A 15,036-nucleotide genomic window follows, 5' to 3' on the forward strand; every position below is an offset into this window, starting at 1 on the left:
GTAAGTGTCAGTGAGTCAGGAGTTTGGAGAGGAAGTCCTTGGCACGGTTGCTCTGGGGATTAGTGAAGAATTCCTCCGGCTTGGCGTCTTCCACAATCTGGCCATCGGCCATGAAGACAACGCGGTCGGCAGCTTTGCGCGCAAAGCCCATCTCGTGGGTTACCACGATCATGGTCATGCCTTCCTTGGCCAGCTGGACCATGACGTCCAGAACCTCGTTGATCATTTCCGGATCAAGTGCCGAGGTCGGCTCGTCAAACAGCATGACCTTCGGCTTCATGGCGAGCGCCCGGGCAATTGCCACGCGCTGTTGTTGGCCGCCGGACAGCTGTGCAGGCATCTTGGGTGCCTGTTGCCCGACCCCAACCCGCTCCAACAACGCCATGGCGTCCTTGTCCGCGGTTGCTTTGTCCAGTTTCTTGACCTTGATCGGTCCGAGCGTGACGTTCTCCAGGATCGTCTTGTGGGCGAAAAGGTTGAAGGACTGGAACACCATCCCGACGTCGGCCCGGAGGAGTGCAAGTTCCTTGCCTTCCTCAGGCAGCTTCTTGCCATCGATCGAAATCTCGCCTGAATCGATGGTCTCCAAGCGGTTGATGGCCCGGCACAGCGTGGACTTGCCCGAACCCGACGGGCCGATGACAACCACAACCTCACCCTTTTTCACCTGGAGGTTGATGTCCTTCAGGACATGCAGTTGACCAAAGTGCTTGTTGACGCCATTCAGAGAGACGAGGGCATCGCTGGCGGCTTGAATAGTCATGGGACGAATCTAGCGAAGAAATGATTCAAGATGAGGCAGCTCACGGCAACTTCCGCAGATCGTGATTCAACAGATACCTGCTTTGCAGGTATCTGACAGCAATTGGTGGTTAGAACAGCCAACACCGCAAACAACAGGGCCACGCAAGAACGGCAGCAGCCGCCATCCGCGCTAGCCTTGGTCAATGAGTACCAGCCAGCCCCAAGTTCCTAATCCAGACGCCAATGGCAAGGCGATGAGCAACGGATCGGCAGCGTCAGCTCCGGCCGTAGCCGCAGAGCCGCCCGCCAAGCACAAAGGACCCTTGGAGCTTCGGCGCAAACAGGCCGCCGTGCCGATGTCGGACCAGCGGCTCCTGGACACGAAGGGAGCCGACCACTTCATTCACACCGACCCGTGGCGGGTCCTGCGTATCCAGAGCGAATTCGTTGAAGGATTCGGTGCGCTCGCTGAGCTCGGCCCCGCTGTCAGTGTCTTTGGTTCGGCCCGCACCAAGCCGGGCACCGGCTATTACGATATGGGCGTGCAGGTCGGCCGCCACCTCGCGGAAGCCGGCGTCGCCGTCATCACCGGCGGTGGCCCGGGATCCATGGAAGCCGCAAACAGGGGAGCGGTCGAAGGCAACGGCGTTTCCGTTGGACTGGGAATCGAGCTGCCCTTTGAACAGGGCCTCAACCGCTGGGTGGATCTTGGCATCAACTTCAGGTACTTCTTCGCCCGGAAGACCATGTTCGTCAAGTACGCGCAAGGGTTCATCGTCCTGCCGGGCGGCCTGGGAACCCTGGACGAACTTTTCGAAGCCATGGTCCTGGTGCAGACCCGCAAGGTCACATCGTTCCCGATCGTCCTCCTCGGTGTCGACTTTTGGAGCCCCATGATCGAATGGATCAAGGGGACCCTGGTGGCCGAAGGAATGGTCTCCGCAAAGGACCTGGACCTCATCCAGCTTGTGGACGATCCCGCGGACGCCGTTCACCGGGTCCTGCACGGAATCCCGCGCCCACCCTCGACCAACGGCGACCAGCGCCCGGAGTAGCCTTGCCGGCACTGAGCTCTCAGCTGAGTCTGGCACGATGGTTGTTGTGAGCTTTTTCCTGGTCTTTCTCGCGATTGTCGTCATCGGTGCCGTGTTGTTCCTCGGTGCCGGAATGGCGGGGTCCAGCCGCGACTCCGGCGCAGGTTTGGATGAACCCGTTCCGAACCTGCCGCCCGTTCTGTTACCGGCCGGAGCCAAGGCGTCCGACGTCGACCGCGTGCGCTTTGCCCTTGGCCTGCGGGGCTACCGGATGGACCAGGTGGATGAGGTGCTCGATGAGCTGCGGGATCAGCTGACCTCCCAAGAGAGGGAAATCGAACGGCTGAAACTGGCCCTTGAAGCAGCCGGGAACCGGGAAGAACCAAAAGAGTGACCCCGTCGGTCGAAACCCGGTCCCCGAAGGGATCCCTGGCCCGAAGGCTGCACCGCGTCGGAGCCCACGCTGCGGGCTGGCCGTGGTGGGTCCAGGTCGCCCTTGTTTACATCGCTTCGAGACTTGTCAGCGCTTGTATCTTCATGGCTGCGGCGTTGCAGCAAGGCGTCAATCCGTGGTTTCCACCAGCACCGGACTACTGGAACTTCATCACGATCTGGGACGGGCGCTGGTACGCCGAAGCAGCAAACAACGGCTATCCGTCTGTTTTGCCGGTCGATGCGAACGGCGGTGTCGCCGAGAATTCGTGGGCGTTCTATCCGCTCTTCCCCTACCTTGCCAGGGCGCTCGGTGCTCTCACTGGACTGGCGGCCCTGCCGGCGCTGACAGTCATTGCCATGGTGGCAGGGCTCGGGGCGGCCATGGTGGTCTACAAACTGTTCCGGGAATTCGCCGGGCGAAGCACGGCGCTGTGGGCACTGACCTTCTTCTCGATGTTCCCGGTCTCGGCCATACTGCAGGTCCCCTACGCGGAATCCCTCAATACCTTGCTGCTGGCGGGTTCGCTTTTGCTTGTGGTGCGACGCAAGTATCTTGGCGCGATGCCCGTGGTCTTGCTCATGTGCCTGTCGCGGCCCACGGGAGTGCCCTTCGCGGCCATGGCGGGGCTGCTCCTGCTCCACCACTTGTGGAAGAGGTTCGGTCGCCGCCCAGGGCCCGACACCGTGCCGACGCTCCGTGACCTTGGATCGCTGGCCGCGCTTGTGGTGGTCAGCGTGGCGGGCGCCCTCGCGTGGCCGGCCATTGCCTGGGCGGTCACGGGGGATCCGCTGGCCTACACCAAGACAGAGACTGTTTGGCGCGGGGCCGATCTCATTCCGTTCAAGCCATGGTTCGAAACTGGCCAGGTGCTCTTCGGACCGGTGCTCGGTGTTCTGGCGCCGTTTGTCTTCGTGGCGCTCTTTGCCCTGTTGATGTTGAGCAAACCAGTCCGGGCCCTGGGCACTGAGCTGAGGCTATGGTGCACGTGCTACATGGGCTACCTTCTGGTCTTCCTGCACCCCCAGACGAGCACGTTCCGGATGCTCTTGCCCTTGTTCCCCTTGGCGCTCAGCGCGGCCTGGTTGTCCCGCTCGAAGGCCTACCGCGGCACGGTGGTGGTCATGTTCTTCCTCCTCCAGATCGTTTGGATCGTTTGGCTGTGGGCGTGGGCGCAGTTGCCGGGCGGCGGCGACTACCCGCCGTGATGCCGCGCGGCCTTTCGCCTGTTCAGGCCCGATCGCGGCCCGCCGGGAAAAGTCCATCAATTAGCTACGGGCGGGTAATTACGAGATAATGGACACAAGCACGGACAAAGGCACTCTCGGGTGCCCGGCGACGACGACTGAACTGCCATGACTGTCGACGCCGTAAATTCCACGCGGAGCCAGCCCGGCCGGGTTGGCGGGACTTGGGACAACTGGAGGGGATTTTCCTAATGGCGGCTATGAAACCACGTACTGGCGACGGCCCTATGGAAGTAACCAAAGAGGGCCGCAGCCTGATCATGCGTGTGCCGCTCGAAGGCGGAGGACGGCTGGTGGTCGAGCTCAACGCAGCAGAGGCGGCGAACCTCAAGGAATGCCTCGTGGGCGTCACAGAATAGATTCACTGGGCAGGGCCCGGCGGAAGAGCCGGCGCCCTGCTTTCATGTTTAAGCCTGAAAGCGATGGCTGGCCGACTACTTCTTTACCGCCACCAGCAAGCCGTCACCTGTGGGAAGCATCGCCGAAGAGAGCCGCTCGTCGTCGCGGATGGCCTTGCCGATCTGGCGCAACACGACGGTGGTACTGTCCCTGGCGGCCGGGTTGGAAACCTTGTCCTTGTCCAGGGCGTCATTGATGACCAGTGTTCCACCGGACTTGAGCAGCCGGATGGCTTGCTCGACGTAACCGGGAAAGTTGGGTTTGTCGGCGTCGATGAACACGAGATCGTAAGCGGAGTCGGTGAGGCGCGGCAAGACATCGGCCGCGCGGCCTGAGATTGTCCGGGTCCGGTTCGCCGGACTGCCGGATTCCAGGAAGGCTTCGCGGGCGGCCTTGAGGTGCTCGACGTCGACGTCGATAGTGGTCAGGACAGCCTGCGGACTGAGGCCCCGCAGCAGGCACACGCCCGAGACGCCTGCCCCGGAGCCCACCTCCACAACAGTCTGGGCTTTCGACGCCGCGGCCAGGACTGTCAGGACGGCGCCGACGCCGGGGCTCACAGGAGTAACGCCCAGCTCGAAGGAGCGTTCACGGGCGCGAAGCAACACGTCGTCCTCGGCAGGCAGATCTTCTGCGTAGGACCAGCTGGTTGACTTGTCGGCACTCATGGGGTTCGCTTTCCAGGCAGAGGGGTATTGCTTCCAGACTACTGGCTACGGGCCGCACGGCCCGGACGCCTGCGGCCCGCAATTCTGTGTCTTCCCGCGTGTCTTTGCGGACAATGTTCGCTCTGCGGGAAAAGCCTGCCTGTGATCAGCAAAATCTCAGCCAAGGCTGGGATGATAAATATCCAGCCATCCAAGCGAGGGCCGGCAACGAACTCCTGAGTGACCGGCAGGATGACAAACAGTTTGAGGGGAGCGGACGATGCGGGCATCAAGTGCTGCGCCAGTCCAGACAACGGCAGCAGTCCTGGGTTCCACCGACACGGCCCCTCCGGCCGAGGAATGGGTCAGGCCAAGCTGGGAGGAAGTGGTGGAGAATCACTCCGCCAAGGTCTTCCGCCTTGCCTACCGGCTCACCGGAAACAAGTTCGACGCCGAGGACCTCACCCAGGAAGTCTTCGTCAGGGTCTTCCGTTCGCTCGAAAACTTCAAGCCAGGCACACTCGACGGCTGGCTGCACCGCATCACCACCAACCTCTTCCTTGACCAGGCCCGTCGGAAGAGCCGCATACGCTTCGATGCCCTGGCCGAAGACGCCGAATCCCGGCTGCCCGGGCATGAACCCGGTCCCGAGCAGAGCTTCGAGCTGAACAACCTCGATCTTGACGTCCAGCGCGCCTTGGAAGAACTCCCCCCGGACTTTCGCGCCGCCGTCGTGCTTTGCGATCTTGAAGGCCTTTCCTACGACGAAGTTGCCGAAGCACTTGACGTAAAACTGGGGACAGTCAGGTCCCGCATCCACCGCGGACGGACAATGCTCCGTGAAAAGCTGGCGCACAGGGACCCGCGTCCAGTCCAAGCCCGCAAACCCCGGCTCAAGATGCCGCGCATCGCCGGACTCCTTTAGTCGACGATGGGTTTGCTGAAAGGACGACGCGGTGTTTTGACTCGGGGAAATATCCGGCACAGCCGCGCCCCGGGCCACCTGCAGGAATGTTCTCAATGCCGCGCCGCGGTACTGCGGGAACGCCAATACCTGGAACGGCTTCGCCGTGCCGCCGTCCCCGAGGCCAGCCAGGATTTCACCAACAGGCTGATCGAACACACCCAGCGGTTGGCGCAAACCGATTTTCCGGAACGCCCTGCGTCCCAGCGAAGCGTGTGGCACGGTATCCGGCTTGCCAGCGCCGCGGCCGGCGGACTCGCCGTGAGTGCTGGAATCCTGGCGGTTGCGGCCTACGCGCTAGGTGGTGAAGTTGCGCCGCAGGCGTCCAACCGTGGAGAGCAGGAAGTCCGGACCCTGGTTAGTTCAACCGTGCCCGGAAACGCCGGAGAGCAACTCCCCGTGACAGGTTCGCAGTTGAGTCTGCCCGTGAGCGTAGCCGGGACGGTGAGCCTGAGCGAGCAGCAGTTGTCCGAACTGCGCAGAGACGGTTGGGCATGTCCCGAGATGGCAAGCATGGGATACCACGTGGTTTCCGCCCGGGCCTTGATGCAGGACGGGCACCCCGCCGTCGAACTGCACCTCAGCGACGGTGACCACCACGCCACCCTCGTGGAGCAGCACCTGGAGGGCAGCGGCGCTTCGGGGACCCAGCTCTCCATCACCCAGGGTGCCCCGTGGCAAGCCGTCTACTCCTCGCCGGTGGCCGTGCTGCGTTATTCCTCCGACATGCCTGCCAACCAGGCTGCGGGGGCCGTTCCTGAGCTCGTGAAGGCGGGCGATTCGCTGGTAGTGGCCCGGCCCGCCGAAAACAGTTCAGAAACCTGGAATGAACGGCTGCAACGGGGACTTCATGCCCTGGCGGCCCTTGCGGGTTTCTGAGCGGACCAACGGACAAGGTAATCTTCGATACGTGTTTGGAATCAATGGCTCGGAGTTTCTCATCCTGCTGATCATCGGCGTCATCGTGATCGGCCCCAGCCGTTTGCCTGAATACACGCGGAAGCTGACGAATCTGGTCAAGGAACTGCGGCGCATGGCGTCCGGTGCCCGTGAACAGATCAAGGAAGAAGTCGGCATCGACATCGATGAAGTCGACTGGAAGAAGTATGACCCGCGCCAGTACGATCCGCGCCGGATCATCAAGGAAGCACTGCTCGACGACGACACGAAGCCCGTCAGTGACGGTGCGCCTGCCGCTGTTGCAGCCGTGGACACCCCGGCGAAAGCTCCCGAGCGGGTTGTTGAACGGCTTTCCGTCGGTGAAAAGGCGCCCTTCGACGCCGAGGCCACCTAGAAGCTATTTTGGCTGGATCCCGAGGGACATTCCGGCGAGGCCGCGCGGCTTGGCGTTGAGCTTGCCCGCGATGCCCTGAAGGGCCTGTGCCGCGGCCGTCTCCGGAGCCGTCAACACCACGGGGCGGCCCGCGTCTCCGCCTTCGCGCAGACGGATGTCCAAGGGGATCTGTCCCAACAGCGGAACGTCGGTTCCGACGGCGGCGCTCAACCGCTCAGCCAGCACCCGCCCGCCGCCGCTTCCGAACAATTCCATCCTGCCGCCGTCGGGCATCTCCAGGAAGGACATGTTCTCCACGACTCCGGCAAGCTTCTGGCCGGTCTGCGTTGCGATGGTTCCGGCCCTCTCGGCAACATCCGCCGCTGCGGCCTGCGGGGTGGTCACCACGAGGATTTCAGCGTTGGGAAGCAACTGCGCCACCGAGATGGCGATGTCGCCCGTGCCTGGCGGAAGATCCAGGAACAGGGCATCCAGATCGCCGAAATAGACGTCCGTAAGGAATTGCTCCAGTGCACGGTGGAGCATGGGCCCGCGCCAGGCCACCGCCTTGTTTCCGGAAACAAACATGCCAATCGAGATCACCTTCACGCCGAAGGCCACGGGCGGAAGGATCATGTCGTCCACCCGTGTGGGCTGCTGCGTGATTCCCATGAGGCCCGGGACGGAGAAACCGTGGACATCGGCGTCGACGATTCCCACGCGCAGTCCCTGCGCAGCAAGAGCACACGCAAGGTTGACCGTCACCGAGGACTTTCCTACACCGCCCTTGCCGCTGGCGACGGCGAAGACCTTCGTCAGGGATCCGGGCTCGTTGAAGGGGATTCCGCGTTGCCCGCCGGCGCCCCGCAGCCGCTCCTTGAGGGCGTCGCGTTGCGGCTGCGTCATCACCTTGAGTTCGACCTCGACGCCCGTCACTCCCGGAACCCTCGCAAGGGCAGCGGTGGCGTCGGCCGTGATCGTCTCACGCAGGGGGCAGCCGGCGATGGTCAGTAGCACCGCAACCCGGACGGTTCCGTCCGGGTTGGCCTCGACCGAATCCAGCATCCCCAACTCCGTGATGGGACGGCGGAGTTCGGGATCGATGACGGTTGCCAAGGCAGCGTTGAGGGCCTCGGCAGATGGTGTGCTCATGGCTTGGATGTTCAGCTTTCAGGCTGGGCGGGGGAACCCGGGCTCGGCGAGGTGCCGACTGTTGAGAGTCCGGATTCTGCTTGGGTTGCGCTGGAGTGCGCAGGGTGGATTTTCGGGATCTGCTGTGTGCGGGGATTACGCTGTTTGTCGCGCTTTTCCCTGGTCTTGTCTTTGGCTTTCTCGCCATTGTTCGCGCCATCGCGATTGTTCGTGCCCATCTCTTCCTGGGCTTCGAGCAGATCCGACAGCAGCGAGCGGAGTTCGGCACGCACGTAGTCCCTGGTGGCGACCTCGCGCAGGGCGATACGAAGAGCCGCGACCTCCCGGGTCAGGTATTCGGTGTCCGCCAGATTGCGTTCGTCACGGGCTCGGTCCTGCTCGATTGTCACGCGGTCCCGGTCATCCTGGCGGTTCTGGGCCAACAGGATCAGGGGCGCAGCGTAGGAGGCCTGCGTGGAGAAGAAAAGATTGAGGAGGATGAACGGGTACGGATCCCATTGGAAGCCGAACAAGCCAACAACATTGAACGCGATCCAGACGATCACGAAGATCGTCATGTAGAACAGGAAATTCGCCGTACCCATGTACCGGGCGAAGCGCTCGGCAAATCGGCCGAAGGCATCGGGATCGCTGCTGAAATTCGGCAACATGCGCGAACGCAGCTCGAGTGGTGTGTCCAGTCCTCCGCTGGTGGGCTTCTCAGCCAATTCGGCCTCCTAGTTTCCTGATCGGGGCTCCGTCTTCGTGGGTTCGCCAGTCGTCCGGGAGCAAATGATCCAGGAGGTCATCAACAGTCACCGCCCCGACGAGGCGACCGGCGCTGTTCACGACCGGGAGGGAGTTGAGGTTGTAGGAGGCCATGGTGTGGCTGACCTCGCTGACGCTTGCGTGATCGGAAACCGGCTCAAGGTTCTTGTCCACGATGCTGCCCAGCTGTTCGGGCGGAGCGCTGCGGAGCAATTGCTGGATGTGAACGACGCCGAGGAAACGTCCCGTGGGGGTCTCCAGCGGCGGACGGCAGATAAAGATGGCCGAGGCCAGGGCGGGTGAGAGCTCCTCGCTGCGCACATGGGCCAGCGCTTCAGCGACCGTGGCTTCCGGGGGCAGGATGACGGGGACCGGGGTCATGAGGCCGCCGGCAGTGTCTTCGTCATACTGCAGAAGCCTGCGGACGTCGTCAGCCTCGTCGGGCTCCATCAGGAGCAGCAGTTCCTCGGCCTTCGCGGAAGGCAGGTCTGCCAACAGGTCCGCGGCGTCGTCCGGGTCCATCTCTTCCAGTACGTCGGCCGCGCGTTCGTTGTCCAGGGCGGACAGGAGCGTTACCTGGTCTTCTTCCGGCAATTCCTGGAGCACGTCGGCGAGGCGTTCGTCCTGCAGCTCGCTGGCCACTTCGATCCGTCGCTTGTCCGACATCTCCTGGAGCGCGTCCGCGAAGTCGGCCGGTTTGAGGTCCTCGTGAGTGGCGACGAAGTGGCTGGCACCCTGGGGATCGTTCTCGGAGCCCTGCAGCGTATCCGCCCAGTCCACCAGCAGGGTGTGACCGCGGCGCAGCCCCCGAAGCCTGGAGGTAGACGTGCCGCGTCGAACGAAAAGTTTGGAGACCAGCCAGTCACCATTGCGCTGCTGGTCCATGGCTATGTCTTCGATGATGGCGTCGCCGCTGCCGTCCTTGAGCGTCACCTTGCGGTCGAACAGCTCGCCGACCACCAGCTGCTCGGCACCGCGTTGCTGGAAGCGGCGCAGATTGACCAGGCCGGTGCAGATAATCTGGCTCTGATCCATTGACGTCAGCCTGGTCATGGGAACGAAGACGCGCTTCTTGCCCGGAACTTCGACGACGATACCCACCGCGTGCGGCGCCCCGCGCAAGCCGCGGGAGAGCACCACGACGTCGCGCAGCCGGCCCAGGCGATCGCCCAAGGGGTCGAAAACGTCGAGGCCGAGCAAGCGCGCAACGAAGATGCGTGAAGGATTTGTGCTCACCCTTACAGGCTACCGAGTCTGCTCTCTTTTAGCTGAATTTCAGCCGGTTCACATGTGTATGGGACAGAATGGGGGTATGGCGAACATTTTCGGTGCCCCTAAGGCCACGGAGGAATCCCGCAGCGTCCCCAAGGGCGACACTGTGGGCTCTTACACTTCCTATCTCGATGCCCAGAAGGCGGTGGATTATCTTGCCGACCAGCAGTTCCCCGTCCAGCATGTCTCCATTGTCGGAAACGACCTCAAAATGGTGGAGCGGGTAACGGGACGGCTCAGTTACCCCCGGGTCGCTTTGTCCGGCGCCCTGAGCGGTATGTGGTTCGGCCTGTTCGTGGGCGTCATGCTTTCGTTCTTTACCCCGGCCGGCGGCCCCTTCTCGATTGTGACGTCGGTTCTCATGGGTGCGGCATTCTTCATGCTCTTCGGGATCGTCACCTACGCTGCCCAGCGCGGGAAGCGGGACTTCACGTCCACCAGCCAGGTAGTGGCGACGAACTATGACGTCATTGTCGCGCTTGAGGCATCACACGAAGCCCGCCGTCTCCTTCACCAGCTGCCGATGAATCCTTCCGAGGCAGCCTTCGGCCGGCCGCCGCAGGCATACACGCCGCAGGACTACCGGAACCCGCCGGTCCATCCGAACGCGCCACAGGGCCCGGCCCCGGAACGTCCAGCGTCCTGGCAGGACCCTTATGGCCAGCGTGGACCCGAAGCCGGACAGGGAACGGCCAGCGAACCCGCTCAGCCTGCCCCGGCGCCGGCCCCGCGGCCGGCCGGCGTTCGCTACCCGGACCTTCCCGACGGCCGTCCGCAGTACGGTGTACGGGTGAACGAACCCGGAACCGGCGAGCAAGCCGCCAACGGTGAGGACCCGGCCAAGCAGTAGTTATTGCGGGACCGGCTCCGAATGGCCGCCCAGGCTGCTATCGGCCATTACTCAGCCCTCAGGGCAGCTACCGGCTCTATTCGAGCCGCCCTGCGGCTCGGTCCTATCGCCGCAAGGCATAACGCCGTCAAGGTGACAATTGCGATTCCACTGAATGCCAGGACGGTGACAGCAGGACTCAGCGTTACGCCGAGTGCCCCGGCGACAAGCTGGGTCAGGACCCACCCGGCCAACTGACCAACGAGAAGGCCCCCTGCCAAGGACGCAATTCCGGTCAAGATCGCGTCAGCGGCAACGAGCCTCGATATGTCGCCCCGGGTGGCACCAATCGCGCGCAGCATCCCGAACTCTTTCTCCCGGCGAGCGACTCCGACTGAGAACAGGCCGGCGGCGCCTACCGCGCCGAGACTAAGCGCAAGGACCACGATGCCGAAGGCAGCTCCGGCGTACGAACCGAGCTCTGATTCTGCGCGCTCCCTCATTTTGGCGGCCGTGATCACCGAGACCCCAGGGATGTCGGCAACCGAATCAGCGATCAGGTCCCGAAGCGCTGTGACGTCGACGCCCGGCTTCGCTTCGACATTCCAGCCGTTGGATCCAGTGATTCCGAGCTCGTCTGCGGTGTCGCGACTCATCACCACCTGGTTCCCCGTTGCCCAAGGAGGCAAACGTCCCAACGACACGAAGCGAGAGGGTCTTCCCGGCCCGACCTAATCTGACGGTGTCGCCCAAGGAAATCTCGTTGCTCGCGGCGAGAGCTTCAGGAATGATGACCGCACCCCCACTTTTCAGCGCAAGGGGTGCGGACCCGTCACTTCCTTGGCGCCATGGAAGCTGAGCTGTGGCGAAGTAGCTGTTTGGATCAACAGCCAGGATTGCAATCTGGCTCGTCGTGCCCTGGAACTCTAATGCTCCCCGGTCCCAAACGGTGTCGGAAACCCTGTTGATCATTTGAATCGACCCCAGACGTTCGTCTAATTTTTCCGTGATGGGTGTCGTGGACGAAATTTGAATGTCGGCTCCGAATTGGCGGGCAATCTGTTCCATCATCGCGCTCCTTACCGAGCCGACCCCGATCACAAGGGCGGCACCCAGGCAGACGACAACGCCCATGATGGCCGTCGTGGAGTCGAGCGACGCGTGTTTGCGCAGGCGCTGAGCCGCGGCCCTGCCGGTCCATCCCTTGAAGATCTGTAGCCTGGTGGCGGCTACGAGAATTAACGGGGCGAGGAAACCAACAGCGGCCAGCGAGAGGGCGACGCCAACGACCTTTACGACGACGGAGTCAAGCCAGTAGCTGCCGACTCCCAATATGAGGAAAATGATGCCGACGACGGCACGGAGTCTCTGCCCCGACCTGCGCTCCGCGACTTCAGGCGAGATGGCCAAAAGAGGGGCCTGGCGTAGCACTTTGACTAGCGCCCGGGCCGCCCCGGCGCAGCCCGCAGCGACGCCGCTCATGATGGCAAGCAGAAATTCCCAAAGTCCGGCCACTACAGTTGCCGGAGGTATGTTGCCGATCAACGAGAGGACTTGGTTGAGGATCCAGCTGACGCCAAACCCAAGCCCCAACCCGAGCACCGAGCACGCGAACGCAAGCATCAGTGCCTCACACAGGACCGCGCCTGCCAGCCAGGAGCCGCGGGCGCCGACAGCCCTCATAACTCCGTAGGTCAGCCGGCGGGCATTGACGACGGATTGGAACGCCGTCGCTGATAGGAGGATGGAGATTCCGAGGACGGTGCAGGAGGCGATCATCAAGATGAGTGAAACAACCGCGATGAGGGGACCGAGGGTCGAATTGAGGGCAGAAGTGTCCTGCACTTTGAACAGGGGAGGCAGGCTGGACGAATACTCGCTCTGCCAGCGTTCCGCTGAGTGTCCGGCCGCCAGCTGGATGTCAATTCTTGATACCTGGCCCTGCTGGTTGAATATCATCTGGGCGTAAGACAAATCGATAAAGATGTTGTCGTATGCCAGCGGACCAAGAACCCTGCCATTGAACACGCCCGCGACGCGAAGTTGCGTATTCCCGTCGCTCGACGCGACCACCAACGGATCGTTTACGTCCACCCCTAGGCGCGATGCGACGTCAGCCGGAACCAGGGCCTCGGGCTTGTTTACGGCAGGGAGCCGGCCCCGAAGCTCGAGCCTCATGAGTTGAAGCTCTGTGTTGAACGCGGCCGGGTAACCCGTGACCACGAGCTGGTGGCCTATGCCAACCGTTCCCGCGGGCCGGACGCTCGACGTCCGAGCCAGAGTCGGTATCCACGTCGCAACGCCAGGGAGGTCCGCTATTTCCGCAACGGCGCTCTCGGGAGCCGTGGTCCCGGGAATAGCCGGCACTACCGCCACGTCGCCTACGCCGGATAATGAACCAACCCCTTGTGAGAGCTGGTCGTTGATACTTTTCGATGTGAGCAAAGTGCCGAAAATGAGCGCAACGCCGAACACCAGCGCAACAGCTGCGACTCCATATCGTGGAAAATCAAAGCGAAGTTGCCGCAAACCACGAGCGAATGCGCTCATCATGGTGAGAATCTCCGTCCTGCTGTGGTGTGCTGAGGGTCAGGTCAAGTTGATCAATGATCTTCCCGTCCCGCAGTGCGATGATCCGGTCGGCATAGCTCGCAGCGTGTGGATCATGGGTGACCATCAGCCCGCTGGTACGACGATCGTCTCCAATCGCGTCGCGAATCAGGCCGAGAACAACATCCCTATTTCTTGAGTCGAGACTTCCCGTCGGTTCATCGGCGAGAACGATGCTGGGACTCCCAAACAGCGCTCGACCTACGGCGACCCGCTGACGTTGCCCTCCAGACAACTGATCGGGAAATCTATCGGCATATTCAAGCAGTCCCAGCTGATCGAGGACCACCAGCGCATCTGCTCGCCAACGAAAGCCTCTTTGACCCGAAACAATCGATGACAACGCGACGTTCTCCACCACCGTCATGCTTGGAACAAGGTGAAATGCCTGGAAAATGAATCCGATATTCTCCCGCCGGAAGATTGTCTTCTGCTTTTCGTCCAACCCGGATACCCGGAGTCCTGCTACGTCGATACTCCCCGCAGTCGGGGAATCGATTCCACCGACCAATTGGAGCAGGGTTGACTTGCCGGATCCAGATGGTCCAATGACGGCGACAAGTTCACCAGGCCGGACCTCCAGCTCAACAATGTCTAGAGCAGCTTTCTCGTTTCCGGCGCCGTCGTCATAGTGGCGACGAACGCCTTTGAGGGAAATGGCGGGAATGCTGCCGGTCATGTCTCGATGGTCCAGACCTGGGGGAGCACCCGGTCAAATGCGAACCACATCTCCCATTCTCCGACGTCTCCGGCGAGAAGCTCCGACTCAATGACATCCCAAACGGCCAGCAGGGAGCGGCGACGTTCATGCCGAGATTCCGGCGCCGGAACAGCAGGATGGTATTTGAGTCGAAACCGGCCGTTGCCGATGGCCCTGAGCGTGACGGGGACCATGGGGGCACCGGAAACATCGCTCAGGATAACCGGACCTGTGGGAACCATGATGGTCGTCCCCAGGAATGGAATTCGGGCATGGTGTTCATCCACCCCGCGGGGGTCCCGTTCCGGGAACATGGAAAAGATCCTGCCTTCACGCAGGGCCGTCAGGCCAGAGCGCATCGCGGATGCGCTCCCGAGCTGGATCCCGCGGAAGTCCAAATCAGGAAAGGACGCTACGCGGATCTCGTCAAAATTCATCCGGTTGTAGAGCGTCGTCGTCGGCATCTCATATGCGAGCATGGGAACGGCCGCATATGAGGGTCCCAGTTGCAGCGGGAGCGCGATGACCCCTCCGCCACCCGACGCCGCCTCGTGAAGGTGCTCGCGTCCATCGACGGCGACGACATCGCGGAACAGGGTCTCAGGTTCTTTCATCCACAGATTGATGAAAGTCGATTCAAACTGCAGCTTCGGTCCGTACCCGGCAAAGCTCGTGGCGTGCAAATACTTGTCGAAGCCATCGAGCCGGGGGACAGCATTCATGAAATTCAAGGCCCGGGCTCTCAAGACCTCGAAATTGTTTACGTCTGGTTGTCGTGCCCGGTAGATGGGCCGATCGAGGGTGTCCAGCTCCTTCATGAGCTTCCACGCGCCAGCGGGCCCAGCGGCATGGATCGCCTCATAGAAATTCTTGTGCTTTGGAAATTCGAAAATATTGAACAGTGGCAAGCGCACGCAGTCCCCCCAAATTCAGTGTTGTTCGTATCCTTGCTGTCTCACTTGGTTCGTTGGCGGCGCGGCACAAG

The 15,036-nt window shown here is 62.3% G+C and carries 17 protein-coding genes; 8 read left to right on the forward strand and 9 right to left on the reverse strand.

Features of this window, described 5'->3' with window-relative positions; genetic code table 11:
• Positions 1 to 7: 7 nt before the first annotated feature.
• Positions 8 to 763 (reverse strand): amino acid ABC transporter ATP-binding protein, encoded by a 756-nt coding sequence (locus AB0O52_RS02695; RefSeq protein ID WP_364532987.1) that lies wholly within the window; start codon positions 761 to 763, stop codon positions 8 to 10.
• Positions 764 to 998: 235 nt separating this feature from the next.
• Here AB0O52_RS02695 and AB0O52_RS02700 point away from each other — a divergent pair, with 235 nt between their 5' ends.
• The 4 genes from AB0O52_RS02700 (at position 999) to AB0O52_RS02715 (ending at position 3,817) form a co-directional block, all read left to right on the forward strand.
• A complete protein-coding gene (locus AB0O52_RS02700; RefSeq protein WP_364533773.1) occupies positions 999 to 1,799 on the forward strand; it encodes a TIGR00730 family Rossman fold protein in 801 nt (266 codons plus the stop codon).
• A 37-nt stretch (positions 1,800 to 1,836) separates the two neighbouring features.
• Positions 1,837 to 2,172, forward strand: a complete 336-nt coding sequence (locus tag AB0O52_RS02705; RefSeq protein ID WP_364532989.1) for a DivIVA domain-containing protein — start codon at positions 1,837 to 1,839, stop codon at positions 2,170 to 2,172.
• Positions 2,173 to 2,207: 35 nt separating this feature from the next.
• Positions 2,208 to 3,419: a hypothetical protein gene (locus tag AB0O52_RS02710; RefSeq protein WP_364533776.1), complete on the forward strand. Its 1,212-nt coding sequence runs from the start codon at positions 2,208 to 2,210 to the stop codon at positions 3,417 to 3,419.
• A 230-nt stretch (positions 3,420 to 3,649) separates the two neighbouring features.
• Entirely contained in the window at positions 3,650 to 3,817 is a 168-nt protein-coding gene (locus AB0O52_RS02715; protein WP_009357720.1) for a DUF3117 domain-containing protein, read from the forward strand.
• A gap of 75 nt (positions 3,818 to 3,892) precedes the next feature.
• On the opposite strand, the gene AB0O52_RS02720 is transcribed toward AB0O52_RS02715, so the two are convergent.
• Positions 3,893 to 4,525 carry an O-methyltransferase gene (locus AB0O52_RS02720; RefSeq protein WP_028264931.1) on the reverse strand — a complete coding sequence of 211 codons (633 nt, stop codon included), beginning with the start codon at positions 4,523 to 4,525 and terminating at the stop codon, positions 3,893 to 3,895.
• 259 nt (positions 4,526 to 4,784) lie between these two features.
• On the opposite strand from AB0O52_RS02720, the gene sigE reads away from it, so the two are divergent.
• The 3 genes from sigE to AB0O52_RS02735 are packed head-to-tail and all read left to right on the forward strand — an operon-like array spanning position 4,785 to position 6,762.
• Positions 4,785 to 5,429 carry an RNA polymerase sigma factor SigE gene (sigE, locus tag AB0O52_RS02725; protein ID WP_234748318.1) on the forward strand — a complete coding sequence of 215 codons (645 nt, stop codon included), beginning with the start codon at positions 4,785 to 4,787 and terminating at the stop codon, positions 5,427 to 5,429.
• Between the two features lie 36 nt (positions 5,430 to 5,465).
• A complete protein-coding gene (locus AB0O52_RS02730) occupies positions 5,466 to 6,347 on the forward strand; it encodes a hypothetical protein (RefSeq protein WP_364532992.1) in 882 nt (293 codons plus the stop codon).
• A gap of 31 nt (positions 6,348 to 6,378) precedes the next feature.
• Positions 6,379 to 6,762, forward strand: coding sequence for a twin-arginine translocase TatA/TatE family subunit (locus tag AB0O52_RS02735; RefSeq protein WP_364532994.1), 384 nt, complete (start codon positions 6,379 to 6,381; stop codon positions 6,760 to 6,762).
• A gap of 3 nt (positions 6,763 to 6,765) precedes the next feature.
• On the opposite strand, the gene AB0O52_RS02740 is transcribed toward AB0O52_RS02735, so the two are convergent.
• Genes AB0O52_RS02740 through AB0O52_RS02750 form a run of 3 tightly spaced genes read right to left on the reverse strand, consistent with a single transcriptional unit; the run spans position 6,766 to position 9,876 of the window.
• Entirely contained in the window at positions 6,766 to 7,893 is a 1,128-nt protein-coding gene (locus AB0O52_RS02740; RefSeq protein ID WP_364532996.1) for an Mrp/NBP35 family ATP-binding protein, read from the reverse strand.
• A gap of 11 nt (positions 7,894 to 7,904) precedes the next feature.
• On the reverse strand, positions 7,905 to 8,543 hold the full coding sequence (locus AB0O52_RS02745) for a DUF1003 domain-containing protein (protein WP_364533779.1): 639 nt from the start codon (positions 8,541 to 8,543) through the stop codon (positions 7,905 to 7,907).
• Between the two features lie 49 nt (positions 8,544 to 8,592).
• Positions 8,593 to 9,876 (reverse strand): CBS domain-containing protein, encoded by a 1,284-nt coding sequence (locus AB0O52_RS02750; protein WP_364532998.1) that lies wholly within the window; start codon positions 9,874 to 9,876, stop codon positions 8,593 to 8,595.
• A 76-nt stretch (positions 9,877 to 9,952) separates the two neighbouring features.
• Between AB0O52_RS02750 and AB0O52_RS02755 the strand changes: the two genes are divergently transcribed.
• Positions 9,953 to 10,762, forward strand: a complete 810-nt coding sequence (locus AB0O52_RS02755; protein ID WP_364533000.1) for a general stress protein — start codon at positions 9,953 to 9,955, stop codon at positions 10,760 to 10,762.
• A gap of 47 nt (positions 10,763 to 10,809) precedes the next feature.
• Here the strand turns inward: AB0O52_RS02755 and AB0O52_RS02760 are convergent, their stop codons facing one another.
• The 4 genes from AB0O52_RS02760 to AB0O52_RS02775 are packed head-to-tail and all read right to left on the reverse strand — an operon-like array spanning position 10,810 to position 14,869.
• A complete protein-coding gene (locus tag AB0O52_RS02760) occupies positions 10,810 to 11,397 on the reverse strand; it encodes an FtsX-like permease family protein (protein WP_364533003.1) in 588 nt (195 codons plus the stop codon).
• Positions 11,291 to 13,294 (reverse strand): ABC transporter permease, encoded by a 2,004-nt coding sequence (locus AB0O52_RS02765; protein WP_364533005.1) that lies wholly within the window; start codon positions 13,292 to 13,294, stop codon positions 11,291 to 11,293. The genes AB0O52_RS02760 and AB0O52_RS02765 overlap by 107 nt, the downstream gene beginning before the upstream one ends.
• Positions 13,251 to 14,030, reverse strand: coding sequence for an ABC transporter ATP-binding protein (locus AB0O52_RS02770; protein WP_364533008.1), 780 nt, complete (start codon positions 14,028 to 14,030; stop codon positions 13,251 to 13,253). Before AB0O52_RS02770 ends, AB0O52_RS02765 begins: the two co-directional genes overlap by 44 nt.
• Positions 14,027 to 14,869, reverse strand: coding sequence for a hypothetical protein (locus AB0O52_RS02775; RefSeq protein ID WP_364533011.1), 843 nt, complete (start codon positions 14,867 to 14,869; stop codon positions 14,027 to 14,029). The genes AB0O52_RS02770 and AB0O52_RS02775 overlap by 4 nt, the downstream gene beginning before the upstream one ends.
• Positions 14,870 to 15,036 lie beyond the last annotated feature (167 nt).

The sequence above is a fragment of the Arthrobacter sp. NPDC080073 genome (genome assembly GCF_040686575.1).
Taxonomy (GTDB): Bacteria; Actinomycetota; Actinomycetes; order Actinomycetales; family Micrococcaceae; genus Arthrobacter.

Coding starts and splice junctions, on each gene's coding strand:
- AB0O52_RS02765 (WP_364533005.1), bottom strand. CDS start 13,294: ATGATGAGCGCATTCGCTCGTGGTTTGCGGCAACTTCGCTTTGATTTT.
- AB0O52_RS02770 (WP_364533008.1), bottom strand. CDS start 14,030: ATGACCGGCAGCATTCCCGCCATTTCCCTCAAAGGCGTTCGTCGCCAC.
- AB0O52_RS02700 (WP_364533773.1), top strand. CDS start 999: ATGAGCAACGGATCGGCAGCGTCAGCTCCGGCCGTAGCCGCAGAGCCG.
- AB0O52_RS02745 (WP_364533779.1), bottom strand. CDS start 8,543: ATGTTGCCGAATTTCAGCAGCGATCCCGATGCCTTCGGCCGATTTGCC.
- AB0O52_RS02775 (WP_364533011.1), bottom strand. CDS start 14,869: ATGAAGGAGCTGGACACCCTCGATCGGCCCATCTACCGGGCACGACAA.
- sigE (WP_234748318.1), top strand. CDS start 4,785: ATGCGGGCATCAAGTGCTGCGCCAGTCCAGACAACGGCAGCAGTCCTG.
- AB0O52_RS02695 (WP_364532987.1), bottom strand. CDS start 763: ATGACTATTCAAGCCGCCAGCGATGCCCTCGTCTCTCTGAATGGCGTC.
- AB0O52_RS02715 (WP_009357720.1), top strand. CDS start 3,650: ATGGCGGCTATGAAACCACGTACTGGCGACGGCCCTATGGAAGTAACC.
- AB0O52_RS02755 (WP_364533000.1), top strand. CDS start 9,953: ATGGCGAACATTTTCGGTGCCCCTAAGGCCACGGAGGAATCCCGCAGC.
- AB0O52_RS02720 (WP_028264931.1), bottom strand. CDS start 4,525: ATGAGTGCCGACAAGTCAACCAGCTGGTCCTACGCAGAAGATCTGCCT.
- AB0O52_RS02740 (WP_364532996.1), bottom strand. CDS start 7,893: ATGAGCACACCATCTGCCGAGGCCCTCAACGCTGCCTTGGCAACCGTC.
- AB0O52_RS02705 (WP_364532989.1), top strand. CDS start 1,837: ATGGTTGTTGTGAGCTTTTTCCTGGTCTTTCTCGCGATTGTCGTCATC.
- AB0O52_RS02760 (WP_364533003.1), bottom strand. CDS start 11,397: ATGAGTCGCGACACCGCAGACGAGCTCGGAATCACTGGATCCAACGGC.